The sequence below is a fragment of the Pseudomonas sp. S10E 269 genome (genome assembly GCF_002798465.1).
Lineage (GTDB): Bacteria > Pseudomonadota > Gammaproteobacteria > Pseudomonadales > Pseudomonadaceae > Aquipseudomonas > Aquipseudomonas pergaminensis.
On record NZ_PHIJ01000001.1, the window covers coordinates 6,257,365 to 6,280,178 of the forward strand.

Below are 22,814 nucleotides of genomic sequence, written 5' to 3' on the forward strand. Positions count from 1 at the left end.
AAAAAACCCCCAGCCACTTGCGTGATTGGGGGCTTTTCGACCTCCGCTTATCTGCCCATCACATCCACGAAACTACTGACAAACTCAGGGTTGTCCACGATGCGCTCATGGGTGGTGTCGATCACGATCGATTGCGCGATTGCCATCTGCCCAAGCACTGCCCGCAGGCTCGACTCGATCAGCTCGCGATGTTGCCCACCCTTGCTCTGGGCAGCCCACCAACACAGTACCGGTGCCGTGATCGCCGAATATCGAGCCTCTTGCAACCGCTGATCCAACGCTTGCTTGATATCCCAGGACACCTGCGCCTCAGAACCTTCAAGCAGTTCGTGCTTCAGTGTCAGATAGGCTTCCCCCAAGGTGTGTTCAGCCCAGGCGTCCAATCGCGCCCATTGCCGCGTTTGCTCTTGTTCGCTCGCTTGGGCCTCCTGCCAGATCGCCTGGACCTGCAAAGCATGCGACGGGAACATCACGCCGAGCAACTCAGCCCGCTGCGCTGCATCGGACAGGTGCCGATCGTCGATAACATCGTCTTCCTTCCAGAATGCTGTGACGTCATGCGGCGGCGGTGTGTCGACCAGACCAACGCGCTCGACTTCCCTGCCCGCCCGTTCCAGGCTGTAGGCCACGTCCAGCGCCAAGTTGCCGCCCAGCGACCAACCGGCCAGGCGGAACGGGCCTTGCGGGTGGGCGACCATCAACTGCTCGGTGTAGTCCTCAACCATACTCGCCCAGGAAGGCACCGGGCCGCCCTCTTCTGCCAGCGCTCGGCAGATCACACCCAGCACCGGGCGTTGCTCCCTGAGAGCCAGCGCTACCGCTTTATAACAATGCACCGAGCCATAGCTGGGGTGGAACAGGAACAACGGCGTACCCGATTCCACGCTGTTGAGCGGCACGATGAGCGATCGGCGCGTGCTACCAAGCAAGCACTCGACTTGCCCTTGCACTGTCGGATTGAGCATCAACTGGGTCACCGAAAGATTGACACCGCTGGCGTTTTTGATGCGTTCCTTGAGCATCAAGATCAACAAGGAGTGACCACCCAGTTCGAAAAAGTTATCGCGCAGGCCAACGGGGTCAACACCCAAAATATCCCCCCAGATCGCCGCAAGCTTTTTCTCCAGCGGGGTTTGCGGTGCCAGGTAAGCCTGGTCGTGCTGAGCCACATCAGGCTTTGGCAAGGCTTTGCGATCAAGCTTCCCGTTAGGGCTCAGAGGCATCTGCTCCAGCAACACCCACTGGGCCGGGACCATATAGTCCGGCAGGTGTTGGGCCAAGTGAGCGCTCAACACTGCGCGCCAGTCATCGCCGGCGCCTCGCAGCACCAGATAGCCCACTAGGTATGCACCATTGACCGCCAGCACGGCGGCCTCACGAACCCAGTCGTGTTCCAGCAGGCGCGCTTCGATTTCACCCAGTTCGATACGCAGGCCGCGCAGCTTGACCTGGTGGTCGATACGCCCGGCGTATTCAATCACGCCGTCTGCGCGGTAGCGCGCCAGGTCGCCGGTGCGGTACAGGCGTTCGCCTTTGACGAAAGGGTGAGCCACAAAGCGCTCGGCGGTAAGCGCCGGGCGGCGATGATAACCACGGGCCAGACCGACACCACCCAGGTACAACTCGCCCAACACACCGACCGGCACCGGTTCGAAGTTGCTGTCAAGGATGTAGCAGCCCAGGTTGGCAATCGGTTTACCGATCGGCACCGTATCGCAGCCTTCCTCAACGCACGTCCAGTGGGTCACGTCGATTGCAGCTTCAGTCGGGCCATACAGGTTGTAGAGCCCGGCTTGCGGCAGCTTGGCGAAGACCTGCTGCTGGGCATCCACCGGCAAGGCTTCACCGCTGCACACGATGCGCTGCAGGCTTTGGCAAGTCGACACCACCGGATCCTGCAGGAAGGCCTGCAACATCGAAGGCACGAAGTGCAACGTAGTGACCTGTTCCTGATTGATCAGGCTGATCAACTTGGCCGGATCGCGGTGATCCCCCGGCGCTGCCACCACCAGGCGAGCGCCGGTCATCAGCGGCCAGAAGAATTCCCAGACCGATACGTCGAAGCTGAACGGGGTCTTTTGCAGCACTGTATCGCTGACCTCCAGACCATAGGCTTCCTGCATCCAGTGCAGGCGGTTGGCCAGGGCTGAATGCCGGTTGCCGGCGCCTTTGGGTTGGCCGGTGGAGCCCGAGGTGTAGATCACGTAGGCAAGGTTTTCGCCGTCCAGCGCGATCCCTGGATTGGCGTCGCTGTAGTTTTCGAATGCAGACTCACCCAGCACCAGGGTTTGCAGTCCCTGGGGAATCGGCAACTGTTCATGCAAGTGCGCCTGGGTCAACAGCAGTTTCACACCACTGTCTTCCAGCATGTAGGCCAGGCGTTCACGCGGGTATTCAGGGTCGAGCGGCACGTAGGCGCCCCCGGCCTTGAGCACCGCCAACAGGCCTACCACCATGTCCATGGAGCGCTCTACCGCCAGGCCCACCAGCACGTCCGGGCCTACGCCAGCTTCAATCAGGCGATGCGCCAGGCGGTTGGCACGACGGTTCAGTTCGGCGTAGTTCAGGCGCTGTGCACCAAACACCAGAGCCGGTGCTTCTGGTGTCAGGGTTACCTGGTCTTCGATCAACTGATGCACGCCACGCTGCAACGGGTACTCACGCGCCGTTGCGTTCCAATCCTCGACGATCCGATGACGTTGCGCGGCGGGCAGCGATGGCAGGTCTGCCAGACGCTCCATCTGCGGCAGCGTCAAGGCTTGCAGCAACTGTTGGAAATGCTCCGCCAGATGCTCGATCTCCTGAGCATCGAATGCAGAGTGAGCGTAGTTGAACTCCACCGCCAGTCTGTCACCCATGGCCAACAGCACGGTCAGTGGATAGTGGGTCTGTTCCAGGCTGTCCATCGCACCGAACCGCAGGCCCACCGGCGAGCCCTGCTCCAGCGCTTCGGACACCGGGTAATTCTCGAACACCAGGATGCTGTCGAACAATGCCTCGCCACCAAGCCCGGCCCAACGCTGGATCTCGAACAGCGGCGTGTGCTCCTGTTCACGCAGGCGCAGGTTTTGTTCCTGCACCTGCTGCAACCAAGCGTCGACGCTCAACTGCGGGCTTGGAGCGGCCACCACCGGTAGCGTGTTGATGAACAATCCGACCTGCTGCTCGATACCCGCCAGCTCCGCCGGACGCCCCGCGACCGTGGCCCCGAACGCGACGGTGTCGAGGCCGGTATGCCGTTGCAACAGCAAGAGCCAGGCGCTTTGCACCAGCGTATTGAGGGTCACTTTATGGCGCTGGGCAAGAGCCTTGAGCTGTTCGGTCGCCGTCTGCTCCAGTATCAGGTGATGAACGCCATTTGCCTGGGGCACACCCGACTCACGGGTGATGCCACGGGACAGGCGCGTGGGCTCCTGCAAACCGGCCAACTGGGCTTTCCAGAAGGTCTCGCTGGTGACCGGGTCCTGGGCCTGCAACCAACCGATATAATCCCGGTAGCGCCCACTCGGTGCGCGCAACGGCTCGCCAGCATACTGTTGCAGTACCTCGCCGAACAGCTGCGAGGCACTCCAGCCATCCATCAGGATATGGTGGTTGGTGTAGATCAGATGATGGCTGTCAGGACCGGTGCGGACCACCATCAGGTTCAGCAAAGGCGCCTGTTCCAGCACAAAACCATCGGCTCGCAGGGTATGCGCCAACGCGTCAAGCGCCTGACCACTGTCTGCGCGCTGCTGCCAGTCGTGCTCGACAAACGGCACCTGCGCCGTCCGGTACACCACCTGCAACGGCTGCTCCAACTCGGTCTGCCAGAGGAAACCCGTCCGCAGGATATCGTGATGCTCCAGCGCGACCTGCCAGGCTGCGCGGAAACGCGCCACATCCAACCCTTGCACCTCCACGCGCATCTGGTTGATGTAGTCGCCCGAACCCTGGCCAAACAACGATTGGAACAACATGCCCTGTTGCATCGGCGAAAGCGGGTAAATGTCTTCGACCTGGTTCAACGGCAACCCCAAGCTATCCAACTGCGCCTGGTTCAAGCGCGCCAGCGGGAAGTCCGACGGCGTGGCGCCGGCCTGTCCGGGCTGGCAGCAGTGTTCGATCAACGCTTTGAGCTCTTCGGCGTAGTCATCGGCCAACTGCTGGATGCAAACCGGATCGAACATCTGCTGGCTGAATCCCCAGTTCAGGTTCAGCTCGCCGCCGTACACCTGGCCATTGATTTCCAGCCAGTTGCCCAGCGATGCGTCCGGGCTCTGATCGCTGCCGGCGGCGTCACCGGAGGGCGCAAACAGCCCCACGTGTTCATGGCTATCAAAACTCGCATCGAACTGGCCCAGGTAGTTGAAGGTAATGCGCGGCTGCGGCAAGTCTGCCAGTGCATCGCGTACCTGAGGCTGGCCAAGGTAGCGCAAGGCACCAAAACCGATGCCCTTGTCGGGAATGGCGCGCAGTTGTTCCTTGATCCCCTTCAATGAGCCAGCCAGGGTTGCAGCCGGCGTGAGTTTGATCGGGTAAATGCTGGTGAACCAGCCGACCGTGCGGGTCAGGTCGATCTCCTCGAACAGGTCTTCGCGGCCATGTCCTTCGAGGCGGATCAGGGTGGAATCGTGTCCGGTCCAGCGCCCGATTACCCGCGCCAGCGCCGTCAGCAGCAGGTCGTTGATCTGGGTGCGGTAGGCGGCAGGTGCATCCTGCAACAGGCGGCGCGTGTGAGCGGCGTCCAAGTGTGTGATCGCGCTGCCGGCATGCCGGTTGCTCAAGCTCGCCTGCGGATTGGCGCCCGGCAGGTCAGATTCGGCGCCGTGCAATTGGGCTTGCCACCACGCCAGTTCCCGGGTCAGTGCGTCGCCTTGGGCATATCGCTGAAGCCGCTGCGCCCAGTCGCGGGTTGAACTGGTCTTGGCGGGCAACGCCACCTTGGCGCCACTGGCGAGTTGGCGATAGGCCGTTTGCAGGTCCTCAAGGAGAATCCGCCACGACACGCCATCCACCACCAAATGATGGATGACCAGCAGCAAGCGTTGCGAACCGTCGTTCAATTGAACCAGCACCGCACGCATCAACGGGCCCTGGTCAAGATCAAGGCTGCGTTGCGCCTCCTCACCCAAGGCGGCCAGTTCTTCGATATCGTGCAACACGCTTTGCCACAGCACGGCATCGGCCTGGTGGTGCTCGGCGGCGCGATACATACCCTGCCAGCCGTCCGTGCCCTCGAAAAACCGGGAACGCAGCGCATCGTGATGCATGATCAGCGCCTGCAAGGCCTGGGTAAGCAGCCCGGCATCGAGGGGCTCATGGGCTTTGAGCACCACCGACTGATTCCAGTGGTGACGTTCGGCAATCTCATCGGCGAAGAAGGCCTGCTGGATCGGCAACAGCAATGTTTCGCCACTCAAGGCCGCCTGATCGATCGCGAAACCGTCGTCCCCCTGGCGTGCCACACCGGCCAGGCTTTGTACGGTCTGGTGCTGGAACAGGTCCTTGGGCGTAAAGCGGATACCGGCCTGCCGCGCTCGGCTCACCACTTGGATCGAGATGATCGAATCACCGCCCAGCTCGAAAAAGTTGTCGTTCAGGCCTACTTGCGGCAAGCGCAGCACGTCGGCCCAGATCGCCGCGAGCTGTTGCTCCAGCTCGCTCTGCGGCGCCACATAGGCCTGTTGCAACAGGCTGGCGTCCGGTTGCGGCAGGCCCTTGCGGTCGAGCTTGCCGTTGGGGGTCAACGGCATCTGCGCCAGGAACATGAAGTACGTCGGCACCATGTAATCCGGCAGGCGGGTTTTCAATGCGCGGCGCAGAGTTTCACGGAACTCGGTTTCGTTGGCCAGGCTGCCGTCTGCGGGCACCACATAAGCCACCAACTGTTTACCGGTCGGTCCTTCCTGGGCGACCACCACGGTTTCGCCGACGTTTTCCTGCTCACGCAGACGCGCTTCGATTTCGCCCAGTTCGATACGGAAACCACGGATTTTCACCTGATGGTCGACACGGCCGAGGTAGTCCACCACACCATTCGGGCGGCCACGGGTCAGGTCGCCGCTGCGGTACACGCGGCTACCCGGTTTGCCGAATGGGTCCGGCACGAAGCGTTCGGCAGTCAGCGCCGGGCGCTCAAGATAACCACGGGCTACGCCTTCGCCGCCCAGGTACAGCTCGCCGGCTACGCCGATGGGTTGCAGGTTGAGTTGCGCGTCCAATACGTAGCCGCTGCGGTTGCCCAGCAGTGTGCCAATCGGTGCATAGACGGCGCCGCACGGGTCGCCCTTGCGCGCTTTCCACAGCAGTGGCGTGACCACGGTTTCCGTCGGGCCGTAGCCGTTGAACAGGTAGGTCGGCTTGAGTGCGCGCCAGGCCAGGTCATAGCTGGCCTGGGCGACGGCATCACCGCCAAAGCAGTACACACGCACCTTCGGCGGGTTGCCGTCACGCTCGGCATGCTCGGCCAGCTGTTGCAGGTACACCGGCGGGAACACCGCCATGGTCACGTTATGGCGATGCATTTGCTGGTAGGTGTATTCAGGCAGCCACAGGCTGTCGTCGCGGATCAGCACGCTGGCGCCATTGATCAACGGGTGCATCCAGCCTTCGTGGGAGCCGTCGAAGGCAAAGGACATGAAGTGCAGTTCGCAATCGGCGGGCGAGGTTTCATAACGCTCGCCGGTGGCGATGATATGGGCTACCAGTGGTCCGTGAGCAACGGCGACACCCTTGGGCATGCCCGTCGAGCCAGAGGTGTAGATCACGTAGGCGAGGTTATCGCCGTCCAATTCGATTTGCGGAACCGTGTCACTGTGATCGGCCCATTCCTCGGTGCGATCAATCGCCAGGCTATCGAGGCCGTCGGGGATCGGCAGTTGCTGCAACGCGCTGGTGTGGGTCAGCAGCAACTTCGCACGACTGTCCTGCATCATGTACAGCAGGCGATCACGTGGGTATTCGATATCCAGCGGCACATACACGCCACCGGCCTTCATCACCGCGAGGAACGCCACCATGATTTCGGCGCTGCGCGGCATGGCGATGGCCACGCGTACTTCCGGGCCGACGCCACGGGCGATCAGCGCATGGGCCAGGCGGTTGGCCTGGCGGTCCAGTTCGCCGTAAGTCAGGGTTTGCGCGTCGAATTTCACTGCCACGGCATCGGGGGTCTCGCGGGCGCGGTCGGCGAACAACTGGTGCACCAGCAGCGTGGCGGGGAAGCCGGCGTCAGTACGGTCCCACAGTTGCAGGATCTGTTGGCGCTCAGCCGGATCGAGCAAATTCAACTGGCCAATGCTCTTCCGTGGGTCTGCAACCATGCCCTGCAGCAGGTTCTGCCAATGCCGCGCCATGCGCTCGATGGTGGAGGCATTGAACAGGTCGGTGGCATAACCCAGGGTGGCCCAGATACCGTCAGTACCTTCATGCACATCCAGGTCAAGGTCGAAGTGCGCAGTATGGCTTGCCCATTCCATCCCTTCGACACGCAAAGTGGACAGTTGATGCTCGGTTGCGCCCAGGCGTGCCTCGGTTTGATGGTTGAACATGACCTGGAACAGCGGGTTGAGGCTCAGGCTGCGCTCGGGTTGCAGTGCCTCCACCAGTTGCTCGAACGGCAAGTCCTGATGGTCCTGGGCTTCCAGCGCACGGCGGCGGGTCTGCTGCAACAATTGCAGCACTGAGGTCTGCTCGTCGATATCGGCCTTGAGCACCTGGGTGTTGACGAAAAAGCCCAGCAACCGCTCGGTTTCGACTCGGTTGCGGTTGGCGATAGGCACTCCCACGCGCACGTCTTCCTGGCCACTGTAGCGATGCATCAACGCCTGGAACGAGGCCAGCAACAGCATGAACATCGTCACGCCCTCACGCTGTGCAAGGCCTTTGAGGTCGGCGACCAAGGTCGGTGGCAACTCTACAAACAGGCGCGCACCACGATGGCTTTGCTCAGCCGGGCGCTGGTGGTCGAACGGCAGTTCGAGCACTGGTTGCTCGCCACCTAGCAACGCCTGCCAGTAGCCCAGTTGCCGCTCCTTCTCGCCGGCGTCCATCCACTCGCGCTGCCAACGGGCGTAGTCTGCGTACTGGATCGGCAAGGCCGGCAACTGCGCCTCCTGGCCCTGGCTGTAGGCGCTGTACAGTTGCACCAGTTCATCAACCATGATCTGCATCGACCAACCGTCCGAGACGATATGGTGCTGGACCAGCACCAACACATGCTCATCGTCGCTCAGGCGCAACAGCGTAGCCCGCAGCAACGGCCCCGCTTGCAGGTCGAACGGTCGGGCGATCTCGGCTTCGACTTGCGCCTTTACCTGCGCTTCATCGCTTTGACGCAAGGTAATCTCGACACGCCCTTGCGGCAGGATCACCTGCACGGTCTGCTCATCGCCCTGATGCAGATGGGTGCGCAGGCTTTCATGGCGTGCCACCAAGGCATCGAAACTGCGCTGCAGCGCGTCCAGGTCCAACCGGCCCTTGAGGCGCAAAGCGCTGGGCACATGGTAGGCGGCGCTTTCGGGGTCGAGCAACCAGAGGAACCACTGGCGTTCCTGGGCGTAGGACAACACCAACGGCAGCTCGCGAGACGCGGGAACCAACGCCGGCGCCGTCGAACCGCCGCGCTTGCCCTCGGTGTGCAGCGCGGCCACGAACCCCTGCAGGCGCGGTTGTTCGAACAGCACGCGCAAGGGCAACTCGATCCCCAGGTTATGCCGCAGGCGTGAAGCCACTTGCATGGCCAGCAACGAATGCCCGCCGAGTTCGAAGAAATGGTCGTTCAGGCCAATACGCTCGGCGCCGAGAATATCCGCCCAGATCGCCGCGACTTGCTGCTCCAGCGCACTGATAGGGGCCACCCACTGCTCGGTCGCCTGAGTCGCTTCCGGGCGTGGCAGGGCATGCCGGTCCAGCTTGCCGTTGGGGCTCAGCGGCAGGCGTTCCAGGAACATGAAGTGCGCCGGCACCATGTAGTCAGGTAGCTCATCGCGCAGCACAGCACGAATGCGCTCACGCAAGCCAGGCTGCTCGGCTTCGGTCAGTGGGGTGACGAGGTAGGCAATCAGTTGCTGGTCGGCGGCGATCACCAACGCTTCGCGTACGTCGTCCTGTGCCAGCAGGCGCGATTCTATCTCGCCCAGCTCGATACGGAAGCCGCGCACCTTGACCTGGTGGTCGATGCGACCGATGTACTCGATCACGCCATCGGCGCGGTAACGGGCCAGGTCGCCGGTACGGTACAAACGCCCTCCCCCTAGCGGGTCGAAGGGGTCGGGGATAAACCGTTCGGCGGTAAGCGCGGCGCGGTTGAAGTAACCCCGTGCCAGCAGCGGCCCGCCAATCACCAATTCACCCGCCACGCCCACGGGCACCGGATTCAGGCTGGCATCCAGCAGGTAAATCGCACGGCCGTCCAGCACGCGACCAATGGGCATCATCTGCGTGACGGTCTCGCGACCTTCCACGTAGCCGTCGCAATCCAGGGCAGTCACCGTGACGGTCGCTTCGGTGGGGCCGTAGGTGTTGAGCAGGCGCACATGGCCCAACCCGGCGTCACGCCAGGAGGCAAGCCCTTCCGGCGGCATCGCCTCACCACCGGCATGCACTTGGCGCAGGCGGCCGTAATCGCGCACGCCGCGCTCGGCAAAGTCACGGGCGATCAAGTGCCAATAGGCGGTGGTCAGGTCAACCACCGAAATCTCATGTTCGATCAGTTGCGCATAGAAGGTGTCGCTGTCCCACAACTCGCCGCCGCGCACCACCACGGCGGCACCGCAGCACAGCGCCGGATACAGCTGTTCGACAAACCCGTCGAAATTGAACGTACCGAACTGCAACACGCGGTCAGCCGCAGTCAGTTCGAACAATTCGATAAACACCTCGACATGCCGTGCCAGCGAGGCCTGATCGATACCGACGCCCTTGGGCCTCCCGGTCGAGCCGGAGGTAAACATCAGGTACGCCAGGTTCGCGGGGAACGCCCGTACATCGGGGTTGCTGCACGGATACTCGGCGAGCCAATCCTGATCCCCTTCCAGGCAAATCAACGCCAGGCCAGGGCTGATCGGCAAGCGCTCCAGCAGCGGCTGCTGGGTCAGCAAAAGCTGCAGGCCACTGTCTTCGATCATGCATTGCAGGCGATCCTGGGGGTATTGCGGGTCCAGCGGGACATAGGCGCCACCGGCCTTGAGCACCGCCAACAGCGCAATGATCATCTCCAGCGAACGGTCCACGGCCACGCCCACCAAGCTGTCGGCACCCACGCCCTGCTCGATCAGTGCGTGGGCCAGGCGGTTGGCCCGCAGGTTGAGGTCGGCGTAGGTCATGCGCCGCTGATCCATGATCAAGGCGATGGCCTGGGGATGGCTGGCCACCTGTTGTTCGAACTTTTGCAGCACGCTGCCGTGGGCGGCACGCGACGGTTGCGGCGGGTTCCACGCGTACAGCATCTGCGCTTGTTCATCGCTGCCCAGGATCGGCAAGTCGGCGACACACTGTTGGGCATTCCCCGCCACACGCTTGAGCACGTTCTGCCAATGGGCGGCGAAGCGCTGCAAAGTGCTCGCGTCGAACAGTGCGGTGGCGTAAGTCAGCGAAGCCAGCAGCCCTTCGCCAGACTCTTCGGTGTCCAGGCTCAAGTCGAAATGCGCCGTGTGGCTGTCCCACGTCACCCCTTCCACATGCAGGCCAGGCAGTTGCTGGCCATCGCGCCGGGCTTGCGCAGCCGACTGGTGGTTGAACATCACTTGGAACAACGGGTTGTGGCTCAGGCTGCGCTCCGGTTGCAAGGCCTCGACCAATTGCTCGAATGGCAGGTCCTGATGCGCTTGCGCGCCCAGCGCCTGCTCCTTGACCTGCTGCAGCAGTTGGGCAAAGGTCATGTGCCCGTCAATCTCGGCCTTAAGCACTTGGGTATTGACGAAAAAGCCGATCAGTTGCTCGGTTTCCAAACGGTTGCGGTTAGCGATCGGCACGCCGACGCGGATATCCGACTGGCCGGTATACCGGTACAACAGTGCCTGGAAGGACGCGAGCAACACCATGAACATGGTCACACCTTCGCGCTGCGCCAAAGCGCGCAAGCTCTCGACCACCGAAGGTTGCAATACCAGGTCCAGGCGTGCCCCCTGATAGTTCTGCATGGCCGGACGCGGACGGTCCAGCGGCAGTTCCAGTACAGGCTGCACATCACCCAGACGGTCGCGCCAGTAAGCCAGTTGGCGGTCCTTTTCGCCCGCCTCCATCCAGCCACGCTGCCATTGGGCATAGTCGGCGTATTGAATCGGCAATGGTGCAAGGGTGGGCTCGAGGCCCTGGCTGTAGCCGGCATACAGGCTCACCAGCTCATCGACCATCACTTGCATCGACCAGGCATCCGAGACGATATGGTGCTGCACCATGACCAGCACATGCTCGCGCTCGTTCAGTTGCAGCAGCTTGATGCGCAGCAATGGCCCGGCCTTCAGGTCGAATGGCCTGGCGATTTCCTCTTGTACCAGCGTCTGCAACCGGGCAGGCCCGGTGGCGGTCAGGACTTGATACTCGATGACCGCAGTGGCCTGTTCGAGCACACGCTGGACGGTCTGGTCGGCACCGGCGAAAAACACGGTTCGCAGGGTTTCATGGCGTTGCACCAGGGTGTCAAACGCCCGTTGCAGGGCCACGCGGTCCAGCGTCCCCAGCAGGCGCAACGCAACGGGAATGTGATAGGCCGCGCTGTCAGGCTCCAGTTGCCAGAGGAACCACTGGCGCTCCTGGGCATACGACAGCAGCAACGGTTGTTCGCGATTGACCGGAGTCATCTGCGCAACATCGGCACCCTTCTCACCCAGCGCCTGTACAAACGCCCCCAACACCGGTTGTTCAAACAGGCTCTTGAGCGCCACGTCGATCGCCAATGCCTGGCGTACCCGCGACACGACGCGCGTCGCCAGCAAGGAGTGACCACCCAGTTCGAAGAAATGATCTTCAAGACCAACCTGCGGCACCCCCAGCACCTCGGCCCAGATCGCAGCCACTTGCCGGGCCTTCTCGCCGACTGGTGCCACGTAGCGTTTTTGCAGCACGCTGGCATCCGGCTTCGGCAGTGCCTTGCGGTCCAGCTTGCCATTGGGCGTCAACGGCAGGCGTGCCAGGAACAGCATGTGCGCTGGCACCATATAGTCCGGTAACCCGGCGCGCAGCGCGGTCTTGAGCGTTTCGCGCAGAGCACCCTGGTCGCCTTCCGAAGTCACGGCATGGGTCACCAGATACGCCAGGAGCTGGTCATTTTCGGCCACCACCACCGCTTCACGGACAGCGCTCTGTTCACGCAGGCACGCCTCAATTTCTCCCAACTCGATACGGAAGCCACGCACCTTGACCTGATGGTCGACGCGGCCTATGTACTCGACCACGCCATCCGCGCGATAACGTGCCAGGTCGCCGGTGCGGTACAGCCGCTCACCGTTGCGCGCAAAGGGATTAGGCACAAAACGCTCGGCGGTCATTGCGGCTCGGCCGTGATACCCGCGGGCCAGGCCAACACCGCCGATCAGCAGTTCGCCGCTGGTGCCGACCGGGGTCGGAGTGAGTTCGGCATTGAGGATAAACAGCGACGTGTTGGCGATGGGTCGACCGACAAACGGCAACGGCTCAACCAGTGGGTGGGCCGCCGACCAGATGGTGGTTTCGGTCGGGCCGTACAGGTTCCACACCGTGCCCTGCTGGGCCAGCATGCGCTGGGCCAGGTCGGCCGGCAGCGCTTCGCCGCCGCACAGGCACTTGGCCCCGTGCAGTAAGGCACGGCGCTCGCTGTCCAGCAGCATGCGCCAGGTCGACGGCGTGGCTTGCACCACGTTGATCGCCTGCTCATGCACCAGGCTCAGGATCGCCTCAGGGTCCTGGGACACTGCCTTGTCCGCCAGCACCACTGTGGCGCCAATCGACAGGGGCACGTAGAGCTCAAGGGCGAAAATATCGAAGGAGAACGTGGTTAATGACAGCAACCGCGCTTCGGCGCCGATGCCCAGGGTACCGGCCATGCCTTGTGTGAAGCTGCTCAGAGCGCCATGGCGTACCATCACGCCCTTGGGCTTGCCGGTGGAACCGGAGGTGTAGATCACGTAAGCCAGGTGTTCGTCGGTCAGCTCGACGTGCAGGTTTTCACTGCTGTAGCGCGCATCTTCCGACTCGCTGGTGAACAGCACCTGTTGGTCGGCTGCCCGTGGCAGGCGCTCGTGCAGATCGCCGGCGGTCAAGAGTACGCGTGCACGGCTGTCTTCGAGCATGAACGCCAGCCGGTCGGCCGGGAACTGCGGATCAAGTGGCACATAGGCGCCACCAGCCTTGAGGGTTGCCAGCAAGGCCAGCACCATGTCCACCGAACGGTCCAGCGCGACGGCCACCAGCACGTCCGGGCCTACACCGGCCGCGCGCAGGCGATGGGCCAGGCGATTGGCACGCCTGTTGAGTTCGGCATAGCTCAGCGCCTGGCCATTGCAGACCAGCGCAGTTGCCTCCGGACGCGCCTGCGCCTGGGCTTCCAGCAGGCGATGCACCCCGACATTCTGCGGGAATGCCTGGTGCGTGTGATTCCAGGCATGCACCAGTTGCTGCCACTGCATATCGTCCAGCAACGGCAGCTCGCCGACCCGACCGTTGCAATCCTGGGCCACCAGGTGCAGCAAACGGTGCCAATGCGCCAGGAAGCGCTCCAGCCCCGGCGCGTCAAACAGGTCGGTGGCATAGGTCAGGGACGCCTGGATGCCGTCAGCCGATTCCTGGGTGTCGAGGTTGAGGTCGAACTGCGACGTCTTGCTTTCCCACTCCAGCGCCTGCACGTGCAGGCCGGTGACGCCACCGCCACCGCCGCTGCGCTGGGTATCGGTCTGGTGGTTGAACATCACTTGGAACAACGGGTTGTAGCTCAGGCTGCGCTCCGGCTGCAGTGCTTCTACCAGTTGCTCGAACGGTAAGTCCTGATGCGCCTGGGCTTCCACCGCGCGCTGGCGGGTTTGGTGCAGCAGCTCACGGAATGTCATCTGACCGTCGATATCGGCCTTGAGAATCTGCGTATTCACGAAAAAGCCGATCAGCCGCTCGGTTTCCACCCGGTTCCGGTTGGCCACCGGCACGCCGATTCGGATGTCAGCCTGGCCGCTGTAGCGATGCAACACGGCCTGGAACGACGCCAACAGCAACATGAAGATTGTCACACCCTCGCGCTGCGCCAGGGTCTTGAGGCCCGCCACCAGCGACGCTTCAAGCGTCAGGTCGAGCCGCGCGCCAAGGTAACTCTGCACCGCAGGCCGCGGGCGGTCCATCGGCATTTCGAGCACCGGTTGCTCACCACCGAGCATACCGGTCCAGTAACCCAACTGGCGCTCGCGCTCCCCCGCCTCCATCCAGCTGCGTTGCCACAGCGCATAGTCGGCGTATTGAATCGGCAAGGCCGGCAATTGCAGGTCATGGCCCTGGACATTGGCCGCATACAGCTGGACCAGCTCGTCGACCATCACCTGCATCGACCAGCCATCAGAGACGATATGGTGCTGCACCAACACCAGCACATGCTCCTGGGGAGCCAGGCGCAGCAGCTTGACCCGCAAAAGCGGGCCTTGCTGCAGATCGAACGGCTGAGCGATTTCAGCTTCGACCAGGCCTTTGAGGTCCGACTCCTGGGCGTCAACCAGGGCAATGTCCACGCGCACCTGATCGGTAATCACCTGCAAGGCGCTGTCGCCCTCCTCCCGCAAATGCGTGCGCAGGCTTTCATGACGCATCACCAGCGTGTCAAAGCTGCGCTGCAACGCCGCCACATCCAATTGGCCGGTCAGGCGCAGAGCCCTTGGCACGTGATAGGCAGTGCTCTGCGGCTCCAACTGCCACAAAAACCACTGCCGCTCCTGAGCATAAGAGAGCCGAAGGGGCTCACCTTCCTGACGCTTGAAAACCGGGGCAATTTCAAACAGGTTGATGCCTTGCTGCTTGAGCATTACCGCCAGCGCTTTCTTTTGTTGCGCCGAAAGTGACCCTACCGACTCGATTAATGCTTGCACGCCACGCCCCTCAGGAAATCAATTTATCCAAATCTTCTGCTGATAGACGTTTGAGGGCCTCCAAGGATTTAGCCAATGCGTCCTGCACCGGCGAATTATTTGTCTGCTGGGCGGCGACATGGGCACTGAACTCGGCCAGGGTCGGCGTGGTGAAAATCGATTTGACGTCGAATTCGGCGTGCAACTGCTCGCGCAGGCGCACCACCACCTGGGTTGCCAGCAGGGAATGCCCGCCCAGCTCGAAGAAGTTGTCGTGCAGGCCCACCCGCTCCACGTCCAGCACTTCGGCCCAGATCGCGGCAATCTGTTGCTCCAGTTCGCTGTTCGGGGCGACGTACTCCCGGGCTTGCAGGCTGGCGTCGGCTTTCGGCAGGGCTTTGCGGTCCAGCTTGCCGTTGGGGCTCAGGGGCATCTGCTCCAACACCATCCACTGGGCCGGGACCATGTAGTCCGGCAGCTGTTGCGCCAGATGAGCGCTTAGCACATCGCGCCAGTCGTCATCGGCGTTTTGCAGCACCAGGTAGCCCACCAGGAACTTGCCATCCACCGCCAGTACGGCGGCCTCACGCACCCAGTCGTGTTCCAGCAGGCGCGCTTCGATTTCGCCCAACTCGATGCGCAGGCCGCGCAGCTTGACCTGATGGTCGATACGCCCGGCGTACTCGATCACACCGTCTTCGCGGTAACGCGCCAAGTCGCCCGTTCGGTACAGGCGCTCGCCCTTGACGAACGGGTGGGCAACAAAACGCTCGGCAGTCAGTGCCGGACGACGATGGTAACCCCGCGCCAGGCCAATGCCGCCCAGGTACAACTCGCCCAGCACGCCGACCGGCACCGGCTCGAAGTTGCTGTCGAGGATGTAGCACCCGAGGTTGGCAATCGGGCGACCAATCGGCACTGCATCGCGGCCTTCATCGACACAGGTCCAGTGGGTCACGTCGATGGCGGCTTCGGTCGGGCCGTAGAGGTTGTAGAGCCCGGCCTGGGGCAGCTTGGCGAAGACCTGCTGCTGGGCATCCACCGGCAAGGCCTCGCCGCTGCACACGATGCGGTGCAGGGTGTGACAGGTGGCAACCGTCGGGTCTTGCAGGAAGGCCTGCAACATCGACGGCACAAAGTGCAGCGTGGTGACCTGTTCTGTATTGATCAGCTTGATCAACTTGGCCGGATCCCGGTGATCGCCCGGCGCCGCAACCACCAGGCGTGAGCCAGTCATCAGCGGCCAGAAGAACTCCCACACCGATACGTCGAAGCTGAACGGGGTCTTTTGCAACACGGTATCGCTGACATCCAGGCCATAAGCCTCCTGCATCCAGTGCAGGCGGTTGGCCAGGGCCGAATGACGGTTGCCGGCGCCTTTGGGTTGGCCGGTGGAGCCTGAGGTGTAGATCACGTAGGCGAGATTTTCGCCGTGCACCGCGATTTCAGGATTGGCGTCGCTGTAGCCTTCGAACGTGGCTTCACCCAGCACCAGGCTATTCAAGCCTTGCGGAATCGGCAGTTGCTCAAGCAGATGCGCCTGGGTCAGCAGCAGTTTCACGCCGCTGTCGTCGAGCATGTACGCCAAGCGATCACGCGGGTATTCCGGGTCCAGCGGCACATAGGCGCCACCGGCCTTGAGCACCGCAAGCAGGCCTACCACCATTTCAATCGAACGCTCTACCGCCAGGCCCACCAGCACGTCCGGGCCCACACCGGCCTCGATCAATCGATGAGCCAGGCGATTGGCACGCCGGTTCAGCTCGTCATAGCTCAAGTGCTGCTCGGCAAACACCAGCGCCGCAGCGTCTGGCGTGCGCGCCACCTGTTGTTCAATCAGTTGATGCACACAGTGCTGTAACGGGTAGTCCTGCGCCGTGGCGTTCCAGTCAACGACCACTTGTTGACGTTCCGCCACCTCCAGCATTGTCAGGTCGCCCAGGCGTTGTTGATCGCCGTCGAGCATGGCTTGCAGCAGGTTGACCAGATGGCGGCCATAGGTTTGCACTGTGACTGCGTTGAAATGCGCACGCGCAAAGCTGAATTGCACCGACAGCGTGTCACCGACATCCACCAACACCGTCAGCGGGAAGTTGGTTTGTTCGCGAGAATCCGGCAGGCCGAAACGGATGCCACTGCCACCGCCCTGCTCCAGGGCCTTGGACACCGGATAGTTTTCAAACACCAGGATGTTGTCGAACAAGGCTTCACCGCCCTGCCCGGCCCAGCGCTGGATATCGTACAGCCCGGTGTGTTCATGCTCACGCAACGCCAGGTTCTGCGCCTGCACCGCTTGCAGCCAGTCGGCCACGGTCTGCTGGGCGTCCACCGCGCAGATCACCGGCAGGGTGTTGATGAACAGCCCGATCTGCTGCTCCACCCCCGCCAACTCTGCCGGGCGCCCGGCCACGGTGGCACCGAAGGACACCACCGACTGCCCGCTATGGCGCTGCAACAGGACCAGCCACGCCGCCTGGATCAGGGTGTTGAGCGTGACCTTGTGATTGCGCGCGAAGGCTTCAAGCCGTTCAGTCAGTGCGCGATCCAGGCTGAGCTGATGCTCGCCATGCCCGTCCGCCGACGTCGGCTGGCTGCTGCCCAGGCGCGTGGGTGCTTGCAGAACGCTCAGTTGTTCGCGCCAGAAGGTTTCAGTCGCTGCGGCATCACGCTGCTGCAGCCAGCCGATGTAGTCGCGATAACGCCCGGCCGCTTCAGGCACTGCGACACCGGCATAACGTTGCAGCACTTCGCCGAACAGCCGCGAATTGCTCCACCCATCCATCAAGATGTGATGGCTGGTGTAGATCAGTTCATGGCGTTGCTCATCGGTGCGCACCAGTACCAGGCGCACCAGGGGCGCCTTGGCCAGATTGAAGCCCTGGCGGCGCTGGGCCTCCTGAAGGTTCTGCAATTCCAGTTCGCGCTCCGGCATGGCGCGCCAATCGAGGTGTTCGATCGGCAACCGAGCCTCGCGGTAGACCACTTGGCACGGCCATTCGAGCTGGCCCTCCCAAAAGAACCCGCTACGCAGTACATCGTGGGCTTGCACCGTGGCATCCCAAGCTTGCTGGAACCGCGCCACGTCCAGGCCATCGGCCGTCACGCGGATCTGGTTGATGTAGTCGCCGGCAGTCTGTTCATACAGGGTGTGGAACAACATGCCCTGCTGCATCGGCGACAGGGTGTAGATGTCTTCAACGGCATCGGCGGCCAACGGCAAGGATTCCAACTGCTGCTGGTTCAGGCGCGACAACGGGAAGTCGGACGCCGTCACGCCGTTGTTGCCAGGCGTGCAGCAGTGTTCAACCAATGCGGTCAGTTCGCGGGTGAAGGCCTGGCTCAAGGCTTCGATCTGCGGCGCGTCGAACATCAGTGGGCTGAAGGTCCAACCCATTTGCAGTTCGCCGCCGTACACCTGGCCGTTGAGGGTCAACCAGTTGCCCAGTGGCGCATCCGGGCTCTGTTCGGCGCCAGCGTTTTCCGAAGCTGGTATGAACAGGCCGTCCGGCTGGTCAAAGCTGCCGTCGAACTGGCCTAGGTAGTTGAAGGTAATACGCGGCACCGGCAGCGCGCTGAACGCCTGGCGCGTGGCGTCGTCGCCAAGGTAGCGCAGTGCGCCAAAACCCAGGCCTTTGTCGGGCACGGCGCGCAGTTGTTCCTTGACCTGTTTGATCGAGACGGCCAGGGATTCGGCTGGGGTCAGGCGCACCGGGAACAGGCTGGTGAACCAGCCGAGGGTGCGGGTCAGGTCGATGTCGTCGAACAGGTCCTCGCGGCCATGGCCTTCCAGCTGGATCAGGCTGGAGGCTTGCCCGGTCCATTGGCAGATGACGCGTGCCAAGGCGGTCAGCAGCAGGTCGTTGATCTGGGTGCGATACGCCGTGGGCGCCTGTTGCAGCAATTGCCGGGTGTGTTCGGCGTCCAGTTGGCTGACCACCGTCTGGGCCAGACGGCCGGGACGTGCGCCTTGCGGATCACGGCAGGGCAAATCGGCAGGCACGCCTTGCAGCTGTTGCAGCCAGAAGGCTTTTTCCGGCTCGATCGATTCGCTGCGGGCATGCGCCTGCAAACGCTCGGCCCAGGCCTTGAACGAAGACGTTTTGGCCGGCAATTTCTGCTGGCGATACAGGCTTTGCAGGTCCTCGAGGAATACCCGCCAGGAGACACCGTCCACCACCAGGTGGTGCATGATCAACAGCAGGCGCTGGGAGCCGTCAGCCATTTCTGCGAGTACCGCACGCAACAATGGGCCTTGTTGCAGATCGAGGCTGCGCTGGGCGCGTTCGCACAGGGCGTGCAGTTCGGCGGCGTCCTGCACACTGGCCTGCCATAGCAGCGTTGCAGGTTGCGCATCATGCCGCGCAGTCCAGCCTTCGGCTTGCTGGCTGAAACTCAGGCGCAGCACGTCGTGGTGCAGGGTGAGCGCTTGCAGCGCAGCTTCCAATGGCTCGGCCAGCAGAGGCTGGTGTGGTGTCAGCAGTAAGGACTGGTTCCAGTGGTGACGGTCCGGCAGGTCCATGTCGAAGAACAATTGCTGGAACGGCAGCAACGGCGTCTCACCCTGCACCGGGCCCTGGTCGATCACCTGCGCCGTCTGCAACTGCGCCACGCGGGCCAGGCTGCGCACCGTCTGGTGCTGGAACAATGCCTTAGCAGTGAAATGGATACCGGCGGCACGGGCGCGGCTGACCACTTGAATGGAGATGATCGAATCACCGCCACGCTCGAAGAAGTTGTCGTTCAAACCCACTTGCTCGACGCCCAGCACCTCGGCCCAGATTGCGGCGATCTGCTGCTCCAGCCCACTCTGCGGCGCTTCGTAGTGGTGGGTGGCTTCGGGCTTGGGCAGGGCCTTGCGGTCCAGCTTGCCGTTGGGGCTCAGCGGCATTTGGTCCAGCAGCATCCACTGGGCCGGCACCATGTAATCCGGCAGGTGTTGGCCCAAGTGGGCACTCAGCACATCGCGCCAGTCATCACCGGCGTTGTGCAGCACCAGGTAGCCCACCAGGTACTTGCCGTCAACCGCCAGCACGGCGGCCTCGCGGACCCAGTCGTGCTCCAGCAGACGCGCCTCGATTTCACCCAATTCGATGCGCAGGCCACGCAATTTGACCTGATGGTCGATACGCCCGGCGTATTCGATCACGCCGTTGTCGCGGTAGCGCGCCAGGTCGCCGGTGCGGTACAGGCGTTCGCCTCCGACAAACGGATGCGCGATAAAACGTTCGGCCGTCAGGGAAGGACGGCGGTGATAACCACGGGCTAGGCCAACGCCGCCCAGGTACAACTCGCCCAGCACGCCGACCGGCACCGGCTCGAAGTTGCTGTCGAGGATGTAGCACCCGAGGTTGGCAATCGGACGGCCGATCGGCACCGCGTCGCGGCTTTCGTCGATGCAGGTCCAGTGGGTCACGTCGATGGCGGCTTCGGTCGGGCCGTACAGGTTGTAGAGCCCGGCCCGGGGCAGCTTGGCGAAGACCTGCTGCTGGGCGTCCACCGGCAGGGCTTCGCCGCTGCAGACAATACGTTGCAGGCTTTGGCAGCTCGACACCGCCGGATCCTGCAGGAACGCCTGTAACATCGACGGCACAAAGTGCAGCGTGGTGACCTGTTCTGTATTGATCAGCTTGATCAACTTGGCCGGATCCCGGTGATCGCCCGGCGCCGCAACCACCAGGCGTGAGCCAGTCATCAGCGGCCAGAAGAACTCCCACACCGACACGTCGAAGCTGAACGGCGTCTTCTGCAGCACGGTGTCGCCGACGCCCAGTCCATAGGCTTCCTGCATCCATTGCAGACGGTTCAGCAACGCCGAGTGGCGGTTGCCCGCTCCCTTCGGCTGGCCGGTGGAGCCGGAGGTGTAGATCACGTAGGCAAGGTTTTCGCCGTCCAGCGCGATGCCAGGGTTGGCGTCGCTGTAGGCCTCAAAGGCCGACTCGCCCAGCACCAGGCTGTCCAGGCCATCCGGGATCGGCAACTGTTCACGCAAATGCGCCTGGGTCAGCAGCAGTTTCACGCCACTGTCGTCGAGCATGTAGGCCAAGCGCTCACGCGGGTATTCCGGGTCCAACGGCACGTAGGCACCCCCGGCCTTGAGCACCGCCAGCAGGCCCACGACCATCTCGACGGAACGCTCCAGCGCCAGGCCCACCAGCACGTCCGGGCCTACCCCGGCTTCGATCAGGCGATGGGCAAGACGGTTGGCGCGGCTATTGAGCTCGGCATAGGTCAGGGTCGCCTCGTTGAAGCGCAACGCCGGCGCATCCGGTTGTGCCAGCGACTGGGCCTCGAACCACTGATGCACCCACTGCCCTTGTGGGTAGTCACGCTCGGTGGCGTTCCACTCAGAGAGAATCTGCTCGCGCTCATGGGCGTTGAGTGTCGCCAGGTCCTGCAAAGGCAACGCGGTGTTCGCCACGGCAGCGCGCAACAGGCTCAGCCAGTGCTCGGCCATGCGCGCCACGGTGGCGGCATTGAACAGGTCGGTGGCGTAAGTCAGGGAGGCCCAGATCGCGTCGCCGCTCTCCTGGGTGTCCAGGCTCAGGTCGAACTGGGCGCTGCGGGTGTCCCATTCGAGGTTGGCCACGCGCAAGCCCGGCAGCGCGTGCGCGGCTGCTTGAGTGCTGGCCTGATGATTGAACATCACCTGGAACAGTGGGTTGTGGCTCAGGCTGCGTTCCGGTTGCAGCGCTTCCACCAGTTGCTCGAAGGGCAAGTCCTGATGGGCCTGGGCCTCCAGCGCACGGCGCTTGGTGTGTTGCAGCAACTGGGCGAAGCTCATCTGGCCGTCGAGGTCGGCCTTGAGCACTTGAGTATTGACGAAGAAACCAATCAGCGACTCGGTCTCGACGCGGTTGCGGTTGGCAATTGGCACGCCGACGCGGATGTCCGGCTGGCCGCTGTAGCGATAAAGAAAAGCCTGGAACGAGGCCAGCAGCAGCATGAACATCGTCACGCCTTCACGCTGGGCCAGGGCTTTCAACCCCGCAACCAGTGCCGGCTCCAGCGCGATGTCCTGGCGCGCGCCGCGAAAGCTTTGTTGCGCCGGGCGCGGCCGGTCTAAGGGCAACTCCAGCACCGGCTGCGCGCCGCTGAGCAGTTCGCGCCAGTACGCCAGTTGACGGGCCTTCTCCCCCGCTTCCATCCAGCTGCGTTGCCACAGCGCATAGTCGGCGTACTGGATCGGCAGCGGCGCCAAGGCACAATCCTGGCCCTGACTGTAGGCAGCGTAGAGTTGCATCAGCTCCTGCACCATCACGCCCATCGACCAACCATCGGAGACGATATGGTGCTGCACCAGTACCAGCACGTGTTCTTCTGCATTCACTGCGAGCAAGCTGACCCGCAACAACGGGCCTTGCTGCAAGTCGAAGGGGCGGGCGATTTCAGCTTCGACGCGGGCCTTGAGGTGTGCTTCGTCGACCGCGCTTTCGGCGATCTCGATCACGCTGTGGCCCAGCACCTCTTGGGCACGCTCATCGGCGTCCAGGTGCAGGCGCGTACGCAGGCTTTCATGGCGTGCCACCAGGGTGTCGAAGCTGCGTTGCAGGGCGGCCTTGTCCAACTGGCCGCTCAGGCGCAAGGCGCCGGGGACGTGATAGGCGTCGCTGTCCGGGTCCAACTGCCAGAGAAACCACTGGCGCTCCTGGGCGTAGGACAGCGGCAGCTTCTGGCCGTCCTCGCGGATCGAGGCAATCGGTAGCTGGGCGAAGCTCATGCCCCGGCTTTGCAGGCGCTGGTAAAACTGCTGGCGCTGTTCCAGAGGCAGGCGAAGAAAGCGCGAAACCAGATCGATATTAGGGTTGGAAAGCATGG

2 protein-coding genes are annotated in these 22,814 nt (G+C 62.9%); both read right to left on the reverse strand.

Annotated elements, in window-relative coordinates:
• Positions 1-47: 47 nt before the first annotated feature.
• Complete coding sequence (locus tag CWC48_RS28875; RefSeq protein WP_256581768.1) at positions 48-15,020, reverse strand: non-ribosomal peptide synthase/polyketide synthase; 14,973 nt, start codon at positions 15,018-15,020, stop codon at positions 48-50.
• Positions 15,021-15,030: 10 nt separating this feature from the next.
• Complete coding sequence (locus tag CWC48_RS28880) at positions 15,031-22,812, reverse strand: non-ribosomal peptide synthetase (RefSeq protein ID WP_100491006.1); 7,782 nt, start codon at positions 22,810-22,812, stop codon at positions 15,031-15,033.
• Positions 22,813-22,814: the final 2 nt, after the last annotated feature.